We start from the raw sequence: 16,544 nt of genomic DNA on the forward strand, positions 1-16,544 counted from the left end.
CTGTCAGGAGGGTCCGCGTCCGCCTGCAGCGCGAGGACCGGCGGCAGCGACGGACCTCACTGCAGCGCCGCCGTGAGCCGCATGACCGTGTCGACGTAGCGCTTGCCGGGCCCGCGCTGCGACCACTCCTCGAGGGTCAGCTCGCGGGACACCTCCCGGTAGTGGTCCTCGACCCGCCGCACGGCCGCGACCACGTCGGTGCCGGTCATCATCAGCGACACCTCGAAGTTGAGCGCGAACGAGCGCAGGTCCATGTTGCTGGAGCCGATCACCACGACGTCGTCGTCGACGGAGAAGTGCTTGGCGTGCAGGATCGCCGGCGCCGGGTAGCGGTGGATCCGGACGCCCGCCTCGAGCAGCGCCTCGTAGTAGGAGTTCTGGGCGTGGCCGACCATGAACTGGTCGGAGACCTCGCTGACGAACAGCTCGACCTCCACGCCGCGCCGGGCGGCGGTCGTCACGGCGTAGAGCAGGGACTCGTCGGGGACGAAGTAGGGGCTGGTGAGCGACAGCCGGCGGGTGGCGCCGTAGATCAGGGTGGTGAACAGGAGCAGGTTGTTCTCCGCCTCGTAGCCGGGCCCGCTCGGCACCACCTGGCAGCTCGCCCCCGCCACCTCCCCGGGCTCCGGGTCGCCTGCCGGCGGGGACGGCACGACGGCGGTGACCTCACCGGTCTCGAGCGCCCAGTCGGAGGCGAAGACGGCCTCGAGGGAGGCGACCACCGGGCCGCGCAGCCGCACCATCAGCTCCACCCACTCGCGGCCGAGCCGGTGGTTCTTCGGCTTGTTGTAGCCCGGCTCGGTGAGGTTCTGCGAGCCGGTGAACCCGACCAGCCCGTCGACCACCAGCAGCTTGCGGTGGTTGCGCAGGTCGGGCCGGCGGAACTTCCCCTGCAGCGGCGCGATCGGCAGCATCGGGTGCCAGTCGACCCCCGAGGCGTCGAGGGCGGCCCGCAGGTCCGGCCACCCCGGGATCCCGCGCGAGCCCAGGTGGTCGAGGAGCAGCCGCACCGTCACCCCGCGTCGTACGGCGTCGGCGAGCGCGTCGAGCAGCGGCCGGGTCAGGTCGTCGAGGGCGGTGATGTAGAACTCGACCAGCACGTAGCGCTCGGCGCGCTGCACCGCGGCGGTCATCGCCGCGATCGAGCCGGTGTAGTCCTCCAGCAGCGTCACGGTGTTGTCGTGGGACAGCGGCAGCGCGGCGAGCCGGTGGTTGAGCCGGGTGGCGGAGGCGACGTACGCCGGCACGTCCCGCGGCTGCGCGGCGGCGACCACGGGCGCGGTCCGCTCCGCGATGGTGGCGTTGATGCGGCGCAGGGCGGCCTCGCGGCGACGGCCCAGCCGGGCGCTGCCGAAGAAGAGGAAGGCGACCAGCCCGAAGGCCGGCGCGAGCAGCACCAGCAGGAGCCAGGCCACGCCGGTCGACGGCTTGCGCCTGGCCGGGATGATGCCCAGGGCCGCGACGCGGAGCGCGATCCCGATGAGCACGGCCACCCCGCCCAGGATCGCGAGCAGGGTGGTGGTGGCGTCGCTCGGCACGTCAGCCTCCCTCGGTCGGGACGGGCGTCGCCGAGCGGTCGAGCAGGCCGCGGCCCCGGTCGGCGACGTCGTGCCGGCTGCGGAGGACGGGCGCCGACATGGCCAGACGATAGCGGCCCGTTGCGCTCGACGGCGCCCCTCCGCCACGCTTCGGTCAGGTCGTGGGCCGGGCGGGAGGGAGACCCACATGGGCGGGCGTGCGCGCGCGACGTTGCTGGCCGCGACAGCGGTGCTGCTCGCCGTCCCGGCGCCGGCAGCGGCAGCGGCCGACGAGGCGGCCGAGGGGTTCGCGGCCGAGCAGCAGCTCGCCGAGGCGTACGCACCGGTGATGAGGCTGGTGCGCCAGGACGAGTCGTGCGGACCGGGCGAGCCCTACGTGCCCAGCGACGTGGACCCGCTGTTCGACGAGCCGTCGATCGCCCTGCGCGGGCCGTGGACCGATCGCGACCTCGTCGCCGTCGGGCCGTCGGCCGAGGAGCTGGCCGAGGGCCTCGAGGGCTATGCGCTCGACCAGCCGGGCGACCCGCTCAAGCCGGGCTGCACCTACGAGGAGTGGGCCGACAGCGTGTGGGGCACCGACCCCATCCCGACGATCTACGCCCACGTCGCGACCCAGCCGGGCGTCGAGGACCGCATCGCGCTGCAGTACTTCTTCTTCTACCCGTTCAACGACTACAACAACAAGCACGAGGCCGACTGGGAGCGCATCCAGGTCGAGTTCCCCGTCGGCGACGCGGCGGCGGCGCTGGAGACCGACCCCGACCTCGTCCTCTACTCCCAGCACTACGGCGCCGAGCGGGCCGCGTGGGACGACGACAAGCTCGAGCTCGACGGCACCCACCCCGTCGTCTACGTCTCGGCGGGGTCGCACGCCAGCCAGTACGACGAGGGGCTCTACCTCGGGCGGTCCTCGACCGAGGGCTTCGGGTGCGACACGACCATCGGCCCGCACGAGGAGGTGCGGCCCGAGGTCCGCACCATCCCCGGCGACCTCGACGCCGCCGCCGAGTCCTACCCGTGGACGACCTACCGCGGGCACTGGGGCGAGGTGGGGCCGCAGCGCTTCTACGAGGGTCCGACCGGGCCCAACATGAAGCAGGCCTGGCGGAAGCCGTTCACCTGGTCGGCCAAGGCGCGCGACCACAGCTTCTCGCTGCCGGGCGCGGAGGTGGCGGGCAACGAGGCGGGCGTCTACTTCTGCACCGTGGTCGGCACGGGCTCCGACGTCTTCCGCCGCTTCTCCGCCGACCCGTGGCCGACCCTGCTCGTCCTGCTGGGGGCGGTCCTCGCGCTCGGCTGGGTCGTACGCCGCTCCGGCTGGGCGGGCGCCTCCCCGTGGCCCGCGGTCGCGCACCGCCGCCCGGGCGAGGTCGTCGCGGCCGCGGTGCGGATGCTGCGCCGGCACTGGCGGGTGTTCCTGCTCGTCGCGGCGCCGGCCGCGCTGGCCTCGGTCGCCTCCTCGGCGCTCACCGCGGCCACCCCGCCCGTGTCGGCGTGGTGGTGGTCGGCGCTGTCCGGGCTCGCGGTCGTCGCCTGGGCGCTGTCGCTCGCCTGGGCGCAGCTCGCCTCCGCCGAGGCCGTCGTCGACCTCGACGCCTCCCGCCCGGTGTCGCTCCGCTCCCTCGCCGGGGCGGTCCGGTCCCGCGTGCCCGCACTCCTCGCCACGGCCGCGCTCTGGGCCGTGGTCCTGCTCCCGCTGCTGCTCACCGGCGTCCTGTCACCCGTCGCCCTGGTGCTGTTCGTCGCGTGGTCGCTCGTGCTCCCGGTGGTGCAGCTCGAGGGCCTGGCCGGCTGGCGGGCCCTGGTGCGCAGCGGCCGGCTGGTCCGCCCGCAGGTGCTCACCGTGCTGGTCGTGCTCGCCGTGTCGGCTGTGCTGGTGTCCGTGCTCGGCGGGGTGCTCGCGGCGCTCGTCTTCATCGTCGCCCCGGCGCCCTGGGGCGTCGTGAGCGGCATCCCCCAGCTCGTGACGGCGCTCGTGTGGCCGCTCACCGCCCTGCTGACGACGTACGCCTGGGCCAACGGTGTCGCGCTCGAGCGCGAGGCGGCGACCGTCAGGTGAGCGGGTGCGGGTGCAGCAGGTGCCCGCGTCGCCACGCACCGTGGAGGACGACCGCCGCCACCACGGCGCCGGCGGTGCCGAGCGACAGGTCGCCCAGCGTGTCGGCGTACGCGAACTCCCGCTCGGTCGAGCGGCTGATGAAGGCGAAGTACTCCGCGACCTCCCACGCGATGGCGGCGCTCGCCCCGAAGGCGAGGGCACGCTCGAGGACGCGCCAGAACCCGACGTCGCGGTGCAGCGTGAGGAGGATGAACGCCGCCGCGAGGAGGCCGGTGTTCATGAAGTGCATCCAGTCGTCGAACCACACGACCGTGTCGTAGAGGTCCATCCGGTTGCCGAGGATGTCGGTGAAGCAGGTGATGGTGATCAGCAGGTCGGGCAGCCACGGGAACGAGATGCGGTGGCGCCACAGCACCCACCACAGGACCGGCACGGTGAAGGACATCAGCGGGTAGCCGATGGCCCGCATGCCGGCGGCCTTGTCGCGCAGGTTGGCCTGGTCGGGGTGCAGGACCGCGAAGAGCAGGAGGAGCAGCAGGGCGCCCTTGGCGAGGACGTTGGCCGTCTTCGCCAGCGTGGGCGTCAACGGGTGCTCGATCGCTGCTGCCTCGGTCACCCGGTCCTCCATCGTCGAGCGCCACGGCGGTCGGGCGTCGGGCGCCAGTGTGTCAGCAACGCCGGGGCCGCTCACCAGGTGGCCGCGTGGCACTCCTGCGCGGGCAACGCCTCGACCTGCAGCGTCGCGTGCTCGATGCCGTGGCCCTCTCGCAGCGCCGCGCCGGCCGCGCCGAGAACGACCTGGGCGTCGGCCCCCACCCGCAGGACGAGGTGGGCGGTCGCGACGTTCATGCCGGACGTCAGCGTCCACGCGTGCAGGTCGTGGACCTCCGCGACACCGGGGACGGACTCGAGGTCGCTGACCACGGCCTCGAGGTCGACGTCGTGCGGCGCGTGCTGGCCGAGCACCGCCAGCACCTCACGCCCCAGCACCAGTGCGCGAGCGGCGACGAAGGCGCCGATGGCCACCGCGACCACGGTGTCCCACCAGCCGTCGCCGGTCAGGCGGACGAGCAGGCCGGCCACGAGCACGCCGACGCTGCCGGCCGCGTCGGCCGCCACCTCGAGGTAGGCGCCCCTGACGTTGATCGACTCCGAGGCGCCCCCGCGCAGCAGGACCAGGCAGACGAGGTTGACGACCAGGCCGAGCGCGCCGACCACCAGCAGCGGGCCGGAGGCGACCGCGACGTCCTCGCCCACACGGCGTACGGCCTCGAGCACGACGTAGACCGACACCCCCAGCATGATCAGGACCGTCAGGCCGGAGGCGAGCACCTCCGCGCGGTAGGAGCCGTAGGTGCGCCGGCCGGTGCCGTCGGGGCGGGTCGCGATCTTCGTCGCGACGAGCGCGGCGCCGAGCGCGACCACGTCGGCGGCCATGTGGCCCGCGTCGGAGACGAGCGCCAGCGACCCCGTCGCGAGCCCCACCGCGAGCTCGACGCCGAAGAAGCCCGCCACGAGGGCGAAGGCGACCGCGAGCCGCCACCGGTGCCGGGCGCCCGCGTGGTGGTGCCCGTGTCCCGCACCCATTCCCGTACCTCCATCGTCGCTGGTCTGTATCATCGCCACACGGCGATGCCGCGTCAAACCCGGCACCTGCCCCAGTTGCCCGATGCCGGAGGATGGGGGCGACCTGCCCCCGCTCGGAGGAGAACGCCCCCGCCATGAGCACCCGCGCCGCCGTCGGCGAGCCCCAGGAGCGACCGCTCGCGATCGGGCTGCTCCTCGGTGGCCTGATCGGCCTCGTCGCCTCGGCGGTCCTGCTCATCGAGCGCATCCGCCTCGCCGAGGACAGCGGCTACGTGCCGACGTGCAGCATCAACCCGGTCCTCAGCTGCGGCAACGTGATGGAGTCGGCGCAGGCCGCCCTGCTGGGCTTCCCGAACCCGATCATCGGCGTGGCCACCTTCCCGGTGGTCGTCGCCACGGGCGCGGCGCTCTTGGCCGGCGGGCGGCTGGCGCGGTGGTACTGGGTGGGCCTGCAGGTCGGCGTCAGCATGGCCTTCGCGTTCGTCTGCTGGCTCGCCTTCCAGAGTCTCTACCGCATCGGCGCGCTGTGCCCCTACTGCATGGTCGTGTGGGCCGTGGTGATCCCGCTGTTCTGGTACGTCACCGCCCGCAACGTCGGCGCGGGCGCCCTCGGGGCGGCGCCGGACGGTCGCCTCGCGGACGGGCTGCGCGACTGGCGGGGGCCGCTGGTCTTCGGCACCTTCCTCGTCATCGTGCTGCTGATCCTCGAGCGGTTCTGGTCCTACTGGTCGTCGCTGCTCTGAGGCCGCGGCCTCACGGGTGCCGCTCCTCGTAGTGGTGCTCGGGCCCGACGCCCGTCAGCGCGAGGAGGCGCCCGGCGGTCGCGAGCACCTCGGCGAGCTCTGCCGCGCTCGTCAGCGACCAGAGGGACGCCCGGCCCTCGGGGCGCGAGGAGACCAGGCCGCAGTCCTTGAGGCAGGCCAGGTGCTTGGACACCGTGCTCTGCGCCAGCCCGAGGTGCGCGGTGAGGTCGACCACCCGGTGCTCGCCCAGCGACAGGTGCCGCACGATCAGCAGGCGCGACGGGTCGGAGAGCGCGTGGAAGAGCGCCGCCTCGGCGGCCAGCCCGGTCGTCTCCGTTCCCATCGCCACGCGACGATGCTAGGCCATCCGCCGCACGGGACGTCCCGGGCCGTCACCTAGCCTGCGCGGGTGGAGAGGCGACTGCTGGCGGACACCCGCCCCCTCGCCAACCCCCACTTCAAGCGGCTCTGGCGCGCCAACATCGTCACGGTCGTCGGGGCGCAGCTGACCGTCGTGGCGGTGCCCGCGCAGATCTACGCGATGACCGGCTCGTCGGCCTACGTCGGGCTCACCGGCATCTTCGGCCTGGTCCCGCTGGTGGTCTTCGGGCTCTGGGGCGGGGCGCTCGCCGACGTCTTCGACCGCCGGACCCTGCTGCTGATCACCACGACCGGGCTCATCGCGACGAGTGCATGCTTCTGGCTCCAGGCCGCGCTCGGGGTCGAGGACGTCTGGCTGCTGCTGTCGCTCTTCGCGGTGCAGCAGGCCTTCTTCGCGGTCAACCAGCCCACGAGGTCCGCGCTGCTGCCACGCCTGCTCGACGCGGACCTGCTGCCCGCGGCCAACTCGCTCAACATGACCGTGATGCAGGCCGGGGGCATCGCCGGCCCCCTCGTCGGCGGAGCGCTGATCCCTCTGATCGGGTTCTCGTGGCTCTACCTGCTCGACACGATCACGCTCCTCGCGACCCTCGGCGCGGTCGTACGCCTCCCGCCCCTGCCGGTCATGGGCGTCACCGTGACGCCCGGGATCGGGGCCGTCGTCGACGGCTTCCGCTACCTGCGCACCCAGCCGGTGCTGATGATGTCGTTCGTCGTCGACATCATCGCCATGGTCTTCGGCATGCCGCGTGCCCTCTTCCCCGAGCTGGCGGACGTCGCCTTCGCCGGCCCCAGCGAGGGCGGCCTGGCCTTCGCGCTGCTCTTCGCGGCGATCCCCGCGGGCGCGGTCGTGGGCGGCGTCCTGTCCGGGTGGGTGTCGCGGGTCGAGCGGCAGGGACTCGCCGTGATCGTCTGCATCCTCGTGTGGGGGCTCGCGATGGTCGGCTTCGGCGTCGCCGCCATGCTCGCCCCGGCCGCCCCGGCCTTCTTCCTCGGCATCGCGGTGCTCATGCTCGCGGTCGGCGGGGCCGCCGACATGGCCTCCGCGGCCTTCCGTACGTCCATGCTGCAGGCCGCGGCCGACGACTCCGTGCGCGGGCGGCTGCAAGGAATCTTCATCGTGGTGGTCGCCGGCGGCCCGCGCGTCGCCGACGTCGCCCACGGAGCGGCCGCCGCGGTCACCGGTGCCGCCGTCGCCGCGGCCGGTGGCGGCGTGCTCGTCATCGTCGGCACGGTGCTCGCCGCCCTCGCCGTCCCCGCCTTCGTGCGCTACCGGGTGACCCGGGTCGTGGCCTGAGGTCCGGGCCACACAGAACTGCGGCCGGACGACCACCCGAGACCCCTCGAGCACGTCGTCCGGCCGCAGTTCCTCGGCGCTTGGTCCCGGCAAGGTGCCGGAGCGGGCGTCAGACCACGCGGGTCTTCGGCATCCCCTCGGCGGTCTTGGCCGGGTCGCGTACGACGACGGAGCCGAGGGCGTCGTCGATCCGCTTCATCACGTCGTCGTCGAGCTTCACGCCCGCGGCCTTGACGTTGTCGGCGACCTGCTCGGGGCGCGAGGCGCCGACGAGGGCGGCGGCCACGTTGTCGTTCTGCAGCACCCAGGCGATGGCGAGCTGGGCCATCGTGAGGCCGCAGTCCTTCGCGACGGGCTCGAGGTCCTGCACCGCGGTGAGAACCTCGTCGCGCATGAAGCGCGAGATCATGTCGGCGCCGCCCTTGGTGTCGGTGGCACGGGAGCCCTCGGGCGGGGCCTGGCCGGGCTTGTACTTGCCCGTGAGCACGCCCTGCGCGATCGGGCTCCAGACGATCTGCGAGACGCCGAGCTCCTTCGACGTCGGCACGACCTCGTCCTCGATGACCCGCCACAGCATCGAGTACTGCGGCTGGCTGGAGATCAGCTGGAAGCCGAGCTCCTTCGACAGCTCGACGCCGGCCCGGATCTGGTCGGCGGTCCACTCGCTGACACCGATGTAGAGCGCCTTGCCCTGCCGGACGATGTCGGCGAAGGCCTGCATCGTCTCCTCGAGCGGGGTCTCCACGTCGTAGCGGTGGGCCTGGTAGAGGTCGACGTAGTCGGTCTGCAGCCGCTCGAGCGAGCCGTTGATCGACTCCATGATGTGCTTGCGTGAGAGACCGGTGTCGTTCTTGCCCTTCGGGCCGGTCGGCCAGTAGACCTTCGTGAAGATCTCCAGCGACTCGCGACGCTCACCCTTCAGCGCCTCGCCGAGGACGGTCTCCGCCGCGGTGTTGGCGTAGACGTCCGCGGTGTCGAAGGTCGAGATGCCCTCGTCGAGCGCGGCGCGCACGCACTTGGTGGCGACGTCGTTCTCGACCTGGGAGCCGTGCGTGAGCCAGTTGCCGTAGGTGATCTCGGAGATCTTCAGTCCGCTGTTGCCGAGGTATCGGAATTCCATTCCTCCGACACTAGCGAGGCCGCCGAACTCAGGGGACGGCCTGCCACCCGCCCGGGTGCACCTCGACGCCGGCGGACGTGAGACGGCGTACGGCGTCGGTCAGCGCCTGCGCGACGCGGACGGGCGCCGGGTGGTCGCCGCAGTGCTCCACGTCGACGACGACCGTCGTCGGCGACGTGGTCTCGACGAGGAGCACGCACGAGGTGGAGGCCGCGGTCGCGAGCCAGGACAGCCAGGGTCGCCGGGTGGCCCGGAAGCCGTCGCCGGCGGGGCGGGTGCGGAAGCCGCGGTCGGCGAGCGCGGTCGCGAGCGCCGCGAGGGTGGCGTCCGGGTCGCTGGTCGTGAGCAGCAGACGCGGGTGCACGATCCGCCGTGACCAGCGGCGGACCCGGGCGTCACCCATGGTCGGCGGCCGGCGCGGCGACGGGTCAGTCCAGCACGACGAGGACGTCGCCGTCCTGGACGACGTCGCCCTCGGTCACCTTGATCGCGGTGACGGTGCCGCCGCGCTCGGCGAGCATGGGGATCTCCATCTTCATCGACTCGAGCAGCACGACGGTGTCGCCGGCCTCGACGCGGTCGCCCTCGGCGACCTCGATGGCGAGGACGTTGGCGACCAGCTCGGAGACGATCTCGAGGGAGGTGGGGCGGGCCATGGCACCGACGCTAGCGGTTACCGCGCCGTAGCCGCTGATCGGGCGACCGACGCGGCTCAGAGCTCGGCGAAGCGGCGCGGCTCGGGCCGGTGCGGCCCGGCCTCCTCGGCGCGGCGCCCGCCGCGGCCCTTCGGCCCGGTGAGCGCGAGGTCGGCGCGGATGACCAGCCAGCCGATCAGGAGGCCGAGGACGAGCGAGTACGCCGCCCGCAGGCCGGCCTCGAGGTAGGAGGTGTCCGGGGAGACGAGCCCCGTCGCGAGCGGCACGGTGGCGGCGACACCGAAGGCGCAGAACCACCAGCCCTGGCGGCGGCGGGCGCGGACGTGCGTGCCCCACACGAGCGCCGGGATGCCGAGCAGCACCACCAGCGGGCGCGGGAACGCGCCGATGCGGGCCGAGGTCCAGTCGGCGAAGTCGAGGACCGAGGACACGAAGCTCTGGGCGCCGTAGCGGCGCAGCAGCTCGGCGTAGGCCAGGGTCGCGAAGAGTACGGCCAGGCCGATGGCGACGACGATCATGCCGCGACGGCCCAGGCCGTGCAGGCCGGCGCCGAGCCGGTAGACGATCGCGAGGACGAGGACCAGGGCCAGGAGCAGGGTGACGATCTCGAACCGCTCGATCGCCACCGTGGGCTCGAACCCGACGGCGGCGAACGCAGCGACCGCGGCGACGAGCGCGGCGATGACTGCCTCCCGCATGGCCTTCCAGCCGGTGACGGCCGGCACCGTCACCATGACGGCGTACACGCTGCCGACCACGCAGGTCATCACCGCGGCGCCGGTGGGCAGCACGCGGCCGCCGACCAGCAGGCTGGCGACGCCGAGGACCAGCGCGAGGCCCGCGGAGACGAGCGCGCGTCCTGCGGTCCGGGTCGCCAGCAGCCACGACAGCGACGTGACCACCGCGACCGCGCCGGCACCGTCGAGCCACTCGGGCGCCGTGCCCGCGTCACCCACCGCCGCGACGTCGTTCAGCGTGCCGCTCAGGGCCGACCAGCCGAGGGCGGCGGCGCCGAGGAGCAGGACGCCGAACCAGAAGGCGAGGAGCGAGCGGCGCGGGCCGTCGGGGGCGGTCGTCCCGGTGTCGGTCTCGGCCACGGCTGTCGACGCCGGGGCTGTCGACGCCGGGGCTGTCGACGCCGCGGCGACGACAGGCGCGGGGGCGGGCTGCACCGCCGGCACCCTCTCGACCGGCCGCGTCTCGGACGGCGTCGTCTCGGCAGGAGTCGTCTCGGCGGGCACCGTCTCGGCAGGCGCCGGCGTGGTCGTGCTCGCGGGCTCGCGCTTCCGGATCCGCCTCAGCCGCGAGGGCGGCCGCTCGGCAGCCCGCTTGCCGCGGGAGGACCCGCGGGGGCTGTCGGAGGTGGGGGAAGGCACGACCGTGGAGGTTACAGCCGACGGTTGGCGAGCGACGGATTGGTGCGGCGGGCCGCGGTGAGGTCGTCGCGGTCGAGGACCGCGTCGACGACCTGCTCGCGACCGTCCGCCTCGGCGATGACGTCGCCGAGCGGGCCGATCACGGCGGAGTGCCCGACGTAGCGGGGCTCGGGCTGCCCCGCGCCGACGACGAAGCAGGTGTTCTCGATGGCCCGGGCGGAGAGCAACGTGCGCCAGTGGGCGACCTTCCGGTCACCGGGCAGCCACGCCGCCGGCACCACGAGGACCTCGGCCCCGGCGTCGACCAGGCGCCGGGCGAGCTCGGGGAACCGCAGGTCGTAGCAGGTCATCAGGCCGACCTGCCAGCCCGCCACGTCGACGACCACCGGCTCGACCGCGCCGCCGGTGAGGCGGTCGGACTCGCGGTAGCCGAAGGAGTCGTAGAGGTGGATCTTGCGGTAGGTCGCGGGGTGCGGGCCGGCGGCGACGAGGGTGTTGAAGGGCCGGGCGGGATCGTCCGCGACCTCGAACATCCCGGCCACCACGGTGGCGGACGTCGAGTCCGCGACGCGGGCGACCTCGCGGGCGAACGGCCCGTCGACCGGCTCGGCGTAGGCGCTGACGTCGGACCCGGCCTCGCCGAAGTCGCGGGCGAAGGCCTCCGGGAGGACGACCAGGTCGGCGCCCGGCTCCACCGCGGCGAGCCGGGCGCGGTTGGCGTCGGGGTCGAGCCCGCTCGCCCACTGGTGGACGCGCACGCGGAGCTGGTCGGTCATCCACCCAGCCTAGAGCGCGAGGCGGTGTGGGTCCGCCGCCGGCGCCCGGCTGCGAGGATGCCGGCATGGACCTCGACCTCACCGCCGGCGGCTTCTGCGGCGTGGTCCTGGCCGGCGGCACCGCCGCACGGATGGACGGGGTCGACAAGGCGTCGGTCGAGCTGGCCGGCCGGTCGCTGCTGGACTACGCCGTCGACGCGTTCGTCGATGCCGACGAGGTCGTGGTCGTGTGTCCGGGCACCGTCCGGACCGCGCGACCGGTGACCTTCGTCGTCGAGGACCCGCCCCGTGGCGGTCCGGTGGCGGGTCTGCTCACCGGGGTCGACGCGCTGCTGCGCCGGCCACGCCTGGTCGGGGTGCTCGCGGTCGACATGCCCAGGGTCACCGCGACGACGATGCGGCGCCTGCGCGAGGCGGCGGCGGGCCGGGACGGGGCGTTCCTGGTCGACGGCGACGGGCGGCGGCAGCTCGCGGGCGTGCTCGACGCGGCCCGGCTGGACGTCGTACGACCCGGGCTGGAGGCGCAGCACGGGATGGCGCTGCACCGCCTGCTGGCGCCGCTCGACCTCGCCGAGGTGGCCGCGACCGGCGAGGAGGCGGTCGACGTCGACTCGTGGGCCGATCTGCGCGACCTGCGCGGTTGAGCGACTCCCTTGCCGCACCCGGGTGGGGTGCGAGAGATTGGCCTCGTGAACCTCCACGACTGGATCGATGAGCTGAGCGACGTGCTCGACGTCGAGACCGAGGTCGACGAGGGGCTCGTCCTCGACCTCGCCCGCACGGCCGCGCAGAACGTGCAGAAGACGGCCGCGCCCATCACGGCCTACCTCCTCGGCGTCGCGGCCGGCGCCTACGACGCCAACCCCGAGCAGGTCGAGAAGTTCGCCGCCCGCGCCCAGCAGCTCGCCGAGAGCTGGGACCGGCCCGCGGACGCTCCCGACCCCGACGACGTCGACGACGAGGTGCCCGACGACTCCTCGGTCGACCACTCCAGCGACGCCTACGAGGACTGATCGCGTGCGTGCTGCCGTCAGCAGCGGGGCCGGTGGCCCCGAGGTCCTGTCCGTGGGCGAGATCGACGACCCGCGCCCGGGTGCCGGCGAGGTTCTCCTCGACGTCGCGGCCACCGCGGTCAACCGCGCCGACACCCTCCAGCGGATGGGCCACTACCCGCCCCCGCCCGGCGCCTCCGAGGTCCTCGGCCTCGAGTGCAGCGGCCGGATCGCCGAGGTCGGCGAGGGGGTCGAGGGCTGGAAGGTCGGCGACGAGGTCTGCGCGCTGCTCGCCGGCGGCGGCTACGCCGAGCGCGTGGCCGTGCCGGTCGGCCAGGTCATGCCGGTGCCACCCGGCGTCTCCCTCGTGGAGGCGGCCTGCCTGCCCGAGGTCGCGGCGACGGTGTGGTCCAACGTCTTCATGACCGCCCACCTGGCCAGGGGTGAGCGGTTCCTCGTCCACGGCGGCGGTGGCGGCATCGGCACGATGGCGATCCAGCTCGCCGCGGCACGCGGGGCGGAGGTCTACACGACTGCCGGCTCCCCGGAGACCCTCGAGCTGTGCCGCTCGCTCGGCGCGACCCGCGCGATCAGCTATCGCGACGAGGACTTCGTGGAGGTGCTCGCCGAGGCCGGCGGTGCCGACGTGATCCTCGACAACATGGGCGCGAAGTACCTCGGCCGCAACGTCTCCGCCCTCGCCACCGGTGGTCGCCTCGTCATCATCGGCATGCAGGGCGGGTCGAAGGGCGAGCTCGACATCAACGCGCTGCTCCGCAAGCGCGCCTCGGTGACCGCGACCTCGCTCCGCGCCCGACCGCTGGTCGAGAAGGCCAAGATCTGCTGCGAGGTGGTGGAGAACGTCTGGCCGCTCGTCGCGGCCGGCCGGGTCCGCCCGATCGTCGAGACCACCCTCCCGCTCGACGACGTCGCCCGCGCCCACCAGCTGATGGACGACGGCGGTCGCGCCGGCAAGATCGTCCTGACCGTCTGACGTCCCCCGGGCGGTGCATGAGACACGTTCTCGGCGCCCAGAAGCTGCGTCACGCACCGCCCACGACGGGGCCACCGGGTGGGTCATAGGGTTGGCGCCATGAGTGAGCAGCAGCCCGAGCCCACCAGTGGTCCCACCGACGGCGAGGACCAGGTCGTGGTCGTCGGCCCCGACGGCCAGTCCATCGGCACCATCCCCGCGAGCGCGCTCCCGGCGATGACGCAGGTCGCGAGCGACGGTGACGACGAGGACGGCGACGGCGAGCGCCACATCACCGAGCTGGTCGAGCAGCCGGCCAAGGTGATGCGCATCGGCAGCATGATCCGTCAGCTCCTCGAGGAGGTGAAGGCCGCGCCCCTCGACGAGGCCAGCCGCAACCGGCTCAAGGACATCCACGCCGCCTCCATCAAGGAGCTCGAGACCGGTCTCGCGCCCGAGCTGGTCGAGGAGCTCGAGCGGCTCTCGCTCCCGTTCACCGAGGACGGCACCCCATCGGAGGGCGAGCTGCGGATCGCCCAGGCCCAGCTCGTCGGCTGGCTCGAGGGTCTCTTCCACGGGATCCAGACCGCGATCTACGCCCAGCAGATGGCCTCGCGCGCCCAGCTCGAGCAGATGCGTCGGGCGCTCCCGGCGGGCCACGCCGGCCACGCACCGCAGCAGCAGCCCACCGGCATGCCCACCATGCCGGCCGGCGGCGGGGACGACGACTCCGCGGGCAGCCGCGGCGGCATGTACCTCTGAGGCCTCAGTTCGAGGCCGACCGGCGGGCGAGGCGTCGTACGACGACCATGCCGAGCGCGCCGACCACCCCGACCGCCACGGCGGACCAGAGCAGGCCCTGACCGCTCGTCGTGTCGAGGGCGACCATCGACCGGCCCGGCAGCGGGTCGCGGGGCTCCCCCAGTGCCTGGAGCGTGGCGTCGTAGGTCGCGGCGCTGGCGGGGACCGATCCGCTGCACAGGTTGGACGCGAGCCTGCCGTCGTCGTCGAGGTATCCCAGCACGACCATCCGCACCCCAGCCGACCACCGCACCCCGCAGGACGCCTCACCCGCGTCGGGGGTGACCACGTCCTGGTTGCGGCGCACGACACCCGCGCGGACGTCCTCGACCTCGAAGTGGTGGGCGACGACCGAGCCGTCGCTGCGCTGGCTCGTGAGCACCCCCACGAAGGCGATCTGGGCGCGACCAGCGAGCTCGGCGGGGTCGTCGCTCACGCAGCTGCACGCCGCCGCCGGGGCGGCCGAGCCCAGCACCAGTGCACCCGCGAGCAGCGCCAGGACGGCGAGCAGGCGGGAGAGCACGTCAGCGCGCGAGGCGTCGTACGACGACGAGGCCGAGGAGGCCGATGATCGCGGCGGCCGCTCCGGGGGCCGCCGCGCGAGCGAAGCCGGCGGGCGGCGAGTCCTCGACCAGCGTGCGCTGGGCGGTCGGCGGCGGGGGCGGCTCGACCGAGGTGCCCGCACCGAGGAGGGCCTCGATCTTCGCGACCTTGGTCGGGTTGGCCTCGCTGGTGCCTCCGCAGCTGTCGGCCTCGAAGGGGGCCTCGGTGCCGGTGGCGAGGAAGACGTAGGACGTGCCGACGGCGAGCTCGCCGAGGCCACAGGCGTTCTTGCCACCGGCCGAGAAGACCTGGGTGGAGCGCTCCGGCGTGCCCTGGTAGGCCCGCGAGGCGGTGACGTCGTAGGTGTGGTCGCTGCCGGCGACCTCCACGTTGTCGACGGTGCCGATGAAGACGGCGTCGGCGCGCTGGACCTGCTGCTCGAGCTGCTGGCCCCCCTGGCAGGTGCAGTCGGCCGCGGCCGGGGCCTGGACCGTCACCACGAGGCCGAGGCACGCCAGGAGCAGTGCAGCAGCGAGTCGGACGGCACGAATCATGGCGGGAAGCCTAGCGAGGGAGACCGGAGGAGAGACCGAAGAGGTCGGCCAGCACCGTGGCCACCCCGTCGTCGTCGTGGTGGGGCGCGAGGCGGTGGGCGAGGTCGCGCACCGTCGGGTGGGCGTTGGCCATCGCGTAGGAGGTTCCGGCCCACTCCAGCATCGGCAGGTCGTTGGGCATGTCGCCGAAGGCGACGACGTCGTCGGGGCCGAGACCCATCTCCGCCGCGACGGTGGCCAGCGTCGACGCCTTGGTGACCCCCGCTGCGCTGATCTCCACGAGGGTGCCGACGGACGACCACGTGGTGACGACCTGCTCGCCGAGGGCCTCGGCCACGAGCTCCCAGTAGGGCTCGGGCTCGTGGTCCTCGTGCCGGGCGAGCAGCTTGACCACGTCACCGTCGACGAGCTCCTCGAGGGGAGCCGTCGGCACGTCGGGCGCCAGGTTGACCGACAGCCGCGGCATGAAGCCTGGCTCCTTCGCGAAGCCGGTGGTCTTCTCGAGTGCGAAGACGGTGCCCGGCAGGTCGGCGCGCAGCCGCTCGGCGACCTCGACCAGCACCTCGGCCGGGATGGTCCGAGCGGTGCGCACCTCCCGGCGCGCGACGTCGTAGACGATCCCGCCGTTGCTGCAGATCGCCAGCCCGTGACCGCCGACCGCCTCCCACAGCTCCTCCATCCAGCGGATGGGCCGACCTGTGGTGAAGACGACGGGTACGCCGACGGCGTCGAGCTCGTCGAGCACCGCGCGGGTGCGTGCCGAGACCCGTCCTTCCGAGTCGAGCAGGGTGCCGTCGAGGTCGGTGGCGACGAGGCGCGGTGTGCCCATCAGGCCTCCCGCACGACGAGGGTCACGGTCAGCTCGTCGCCCTCACCGACGCCGGCCACTGCCCGGACGGCCTTCTTGACCGGCAGCACGAAGCTGCCCGACTGCTTGTCGGGGAACACGCTGGTGTCCCAGGTGGTGCCACCCGCCGCCGCGTGGACCCGGACCGAGCCGAAGCCCCGCGGCTCGCCCGCCCGCTCACGCACCTCGTCTGCGAGGTCGGGCGGCAGGGTCACGAAGCACCACGCGCCGGTGTCGGCGGACTCCTCGCGCGCGGTCCACCGCCAGAGGACGGCGGTGAAGGTGACGCCCTCGTCCACGC

The 16,544-nt window shown here is 73.6% G+C and carries 20 protein-coding genes; 7 read left to right on the forward strand and 13 right to left on the reverse strand.

What is annotated here, in order from left to right:
* Positions 1 to 56: 56 nt before the first annotated feature.
* Positions 57 to 1,538 (reverse strand): cardiolipin synthase, encoded by a 1,482-nt coding sequence (cls, locus tag NCI01_RS00105; protein ID WP_254179438.1) that lies wholly within the window; start codon positions 1,536 to 1,538, stop codon positions 57 to 59.
* Between the two features lie 187 nt (positions 1,539 to 1,725).
* Between cls and NCI01_RS00110 the strand changes: the two genes are divergently transcribed.
* Positions 1,726 to 3,597 carry a hypothetical protein gene (locus NCI01_RS00110; RefSeq protein WP_254179439.1) on the forward strand — a complete coding sequence of 624 codons (1,872 nt, stop codon included), beginning with the start codon at positions 1,726 to 1,728 and terminating at the stop codon, positions 3,595 to 3,597.
* On the opposite strand, the gene NCI01_RS00115 is transcribed toward NCI01_RS00110, so the two are convergent.
* Together NCI01_RS00115 and NCI01_RS00120 are read right to left on the reverse strand one after the other, a co-directional pair.
* Positions 3,590 to 4,213: a DUF2238 domain-containing protein gene (locus NCI01_RS00115; RefSeq protein WP_254179440.1), complete on the reverse strand. Its 624-nt coding sequence runs from the start codon at positions 4,211 to 4,213 to the stop codon at positions 3,590 to 3,592. The two genes, NCI01_RS00110 and NCI01_RS00115, sit on opposite strands and share 8 nt — an antisense overlap.
* Before the next feature lie 71 nt (positions 4,214 to 4,284).
* The gene (locus tag NCI01_RS00120) at positions 4,285 to 5,184 is read right to left on the reverse strand and encodes a cation diffusion facilitator family transporter (protein ID WP_254179441.1); all 900 of its coding nucleotides are present in this window, start codon (positions 5,182 to 5,184) and stop codon (positions 4,285 to 4,287) included.
* Positions 5,185 to 5,318: 134 nt separating this feature from the next.
* Here NCI01_RS00120 and NCI01_RS00125 point away from each other — a divergent pair, with 134 nt between their 5' ends.
* The gene (locus tag NCI01_RS00125) at positions 5,319 to 5,927 is read left to right on the forward strand and encodes a vitamin K epoxide reductase family protein (RefSeq protein WP_254179442.1); all 609 of its coding nucleotides are present in this window, start codon (positions 5,319 to 5,321) and stop codon (positions 5,925 to 5,927) included.
* A 10-nt stretch (positions 5,928 to 5,937) separates the two neighbouring features.
* Here the strand turns inward: NCI01_RS00125 and NCI01_RS00130 are convergent, their stop codons facing one another.
* The gene (locus tag NCI01_RS00130; RefSeq protein WP_254180170.1) at positions 5,938 to 6,270 is read right to left on the reverse strand and encodes an ArsR/SmtB family transcription factor; all 333 of its coding nucleotides are present in this window, start codon (positions 6,268 to 6,270) and stop codon (positions 5,938 to 5,940) included.
* 66 nt (positions 6,271 to 6,336) lie between these two features.
* On the opposite strand from NCI01_RS00130, the gene NCI01_RS00135 reads away from it, so the two are divergent.
* Entirely contained in the window at positions 6,337 to 7,605 is a 1,269-nt protein-coding gene (locus tag NCI01_RS00135; RefSeq protein WP_254179443.1) for an MFS transporter, read from the forward strand.
* A 109-nt stretch (positions 7,606 to 7,714) separates the two neighbouring features.
* Here the strand turns inward: NCI01_RS00135 and NCI01_RS00140 are convergent, their stop codons facing one another.
* From NCI01_RS00140 to NCI01_RS00160, 5 genes are read right to left on the reverse strand one after another with little or no spacing between them, the layout of a single operon-like run.
* Complete coding sequence (locus tag NCI01_RS00140; RefSeq protein ID WP_254179444.1) at positions 7,715 to 8,725, reverse strand: aldo/keto reductase family protein; 1,011 nt, start codon at positions 8,723 to 8,725, stop codon at positions 7,715 to 7,717.
* A gap of 28 nt (positions 8,726 to 8,753) precedes the next feature.
* Positions 8,754 to 9,128: a hypothetical protein gene (locus NCI01_RS00145; protein ID WP_254179445.1), complete on the reverse strand. Its 375-nt coding sequence runs from the start codon at positions 9,126 to 9,128 to the stop codon at positions 8,754 to 8,756.
* A gap of 25 nt (positions 9,129 to 9,153) precedes the next feature.
* Entirely contained in the window at positions 9,154 to 9,381 is a 228-nt protein-coding gene (locus NCI01_RS00150; protein WP_254179446.1) for a biotin/lipoyl-binding carrier protein, read from the reverse strand.
* A gap of 56 nt (positions 9,382 to 9,437) precedes the next feature.
* Positions 9,438 to 10,757 carry a hypothetical protein gene (locus tag NCI01_RS00155; protein ID WP_254179447.1) on the reverse strand — a complete coding sequence of 440 codons (1,320 nt, stop codon included), beginning with the start codon at positions 10,755 to 10,757 and terminating at the stop codon, positions 9,438 to 9,440.
* 11 nt (positions 10,758 to 10,768) lie between these two features.
* A complete protein-coding gene (locus NCI01_RS00160) occupies positions 10,769 to 11,533 on the reverse strand; it encodes a carbon-nitrogen hydrolase family protein (RefSeq protein ID WP_254179448.1) in 765 nt (254 codons plus the stop codon).
* 65 nt (positions 11,534 to 11,598) lie between these two features.
* Between NCI01_RS00160 and mobA the strand changes: the two genes are divergently transcribed.
* The 4 genes from mobA (at position 11,599) to NCI01_RS00180 (ending at position 14,260) form a co-directional block, all read left to right on the forward strand.
* A complete protein-coding gene (gene mobA, locus NCI01_RS00165; RefSeq protein WP_254179449.1) occupies positions 11,599 to 12,177 on the forward strand; it encodes a molybdenum cofactor guanylyltransferase in 579 nt (192 codons plus the stop codon).
* 45 nt (positions 12,178 to 12,222) lie between these two features.
* Positions 12,223 to 12,546 carry a DUF6457 domain-containing protein gene (locus tag NCI01_RS00170; protein ID WP_254179450.1) on the forward strand — a complete coding sequence of 108 codons (324 nt, stop codon included), beginning with the start codon at positions 12,223 to 12,225 and terminating at the stop codon, positions 12,544 to 12,546.
* 4 nt (positions 12,547 to 12,550) lie between these two features.
* On the forward strand, positions 12,551 to 13,519 hold the full coding sequence (locus tag NCI01_RS00175) for an NAD(P)H-quinone oxidoreductase (RefSeq protein WP_254179451.1): 969 nt from the start codon (positions 12,551 to 12,553) through the stop codon (positions 13,517 to 13,519).
* A 99-nt stretch (positions 13,520 to 13,618) separates the two neighbouring features.
* Positions 13,619 to 14,260: a bacterial proteasome activator family protein gene (locus NCI01_RS00180; protein WP_302181412.1), complete on the forward strand. Its 642-nt coding sequence runs from the start codon at positions 13,619 to 13,621 to the stop codon at positions 14,258 to 14,260.
* Positions 14,261 to 14,264: 4 nt separating this feature from the next.
* Here NCI01_RS00180 and NCI01_RS00185 read toward each other — a convergent pair whose 3' ends face one another.
* The 4 genes from NCI01_RS00185 to NCI01_RS00200 are packed head-to-tail and all read right to left on the reverse strand — an operon-like array spanning position 14,265 to position 16,542.
* The gene (locus NCI01_RS00185) at positions 14,265 to 14,822 is read right to left on the reverse strand and encodes a hypothetical protein (RefSeq protein WP_254179452.1); all 558 of its coding nucleotides are present in this window, start codon (positions 14,820 to 14,822) and stop codon (positions 14,265 to 14,267) included.
* A gap of 1 nt (position 14,823) precedes the next feature.
* Entirely contained in the window at positions 14,824 to 15,396 is a 573-nt protein-coding gene (locus tag NCI01_RS00190; protein WP_254179453.1) for a hypothetical protein, read from the reverse strand.
* A 10-nt stretch (positions 15,397 to 15,406) separates the two neighbouring features.
* Positions 15,407 to 16,225: an HAD family hydrolase gene (locus NCI01_RS00195; RefSeq protein WP_254179454.1), complete on the reverse strand. Its 819-nt coding sequence runs from the start codon at positions 16,223 to 16,225 to the stop codon at positions 15,407 to 15,409.
* The gene (locus tag NCI01_RS00200) at positions 16,225 to 16,542 is read right to left on the reverse strand and encodes a DUF1905 domain-containing protein (RefSeq protein ID WP_254179455.1); all 318 of its coding nucleotides are present in this window, start codon (positions 16,540 to 16,542) and stop codon (positions 16,225 to 16,227) included. The genes NCI01_RS00195 and NCI01_RS00200 overlap by 1 nt, the downstream gene beginning before the upstream one ends.
* Positions 16,543 to 16,544: the final 2 nt, after the last annotated feature.

Source organism: Nocardioides pinisoli (assembly GCF_024199985.1).
Taxonomy (GTDB): Bacteria; Actinomycetota; Actinomycetes; order Propionibacteriales; family Nocardioidaceae; genus Nocardioides; species Nocardioides pinisoli.

Bases quoted from the DNA above. Each gene is read 5' to 3' on its own strand.
- NCI01_RS00150 (WP_254179446.1), bottom strand. From the start codon at position 9,381: ATGGCCCGCCCCACCTCCCTCGAGATCGTCTCCGAGCTGGTCGCCAAC.
- NCI01_RS00120 (WP_254179441.1), bottom strand. From the start codon at position 5,184: ATGGGTGCGGGACACGGGCACCACCACGCGGGCGCCCGGCACCGGTGG.
- mobA (WP_254179449.1), top strand. From the start codon at position 11,599: ATGGACCTCGACCTCACCGCCGGCGGCTTCTGCGGCGTGGTCCTGGCC.
- NCI01_RS00190 (WP_254179453.1), bottom strand. From the start codon at position 15,396: ATGATTCGTGCCGTCCGACTCGCTGCTGCACTGCTCCTGGCGTGCCTC.
- NCI01_RS00195 (WP_254179454.1), bottom strand. From the start codon at position 16,225: ATGGGCACACCGCGCCTCGTCGCCACCGACCTCGACGGCACCCTGCTC.
- NCI01_RS00145 (WP_254179445.1), bottom strand. From the start codon at position 9,128: ATGGGTGACGCCCGGGTCCGCCGCTGGTCACGGCGGATCGTGCACCCG.
- NCI01_RS00110 (WP_254179439.1), top strand. From the start codon at position 1,726: ATGGGCGGGCGTGCGCGCGCGACGTTGCTGGCCGCGACAGCGGTGCTG.
- NCI01_RS00125 (WP_254179442.1), top strand. From the start codon at position 5,319: ATGAGCACCCGCGCCGCCGTCGGCGAGCCCCAGGAGCGACCGCTCGCG.
- NCI01_RS00180 (WP_302181412.1), top strand. From the start codon at position 13,619: ATGAGTGAGCAGCAGCCCGAGCCCACCAGTGGTCCCACCGACGGCGAG.
- NCI01_RS00160 (WP_254179448.1), bottom strand. From the start codon at position 11,533: ATGACCGACCAGCTCCGCGTGCGCGTCCACCAGTGGGCGAGCGGGCTC.
- NCI01_RS00140 (WP_254179444.1), bottom strand. From the start codon at position 8,725: ATGGAATTCCGATACCTCGGCAACAGCGGACTGAAGATCTCCGAGATC.
- NCI01_RS00130 (WP_254180170.1), bottom strand. From the start codon at position 6,270: ATGGGAACGGAGACGACCGGGCTGGCCGCCGAGGCGGCGCTCTTCCAC.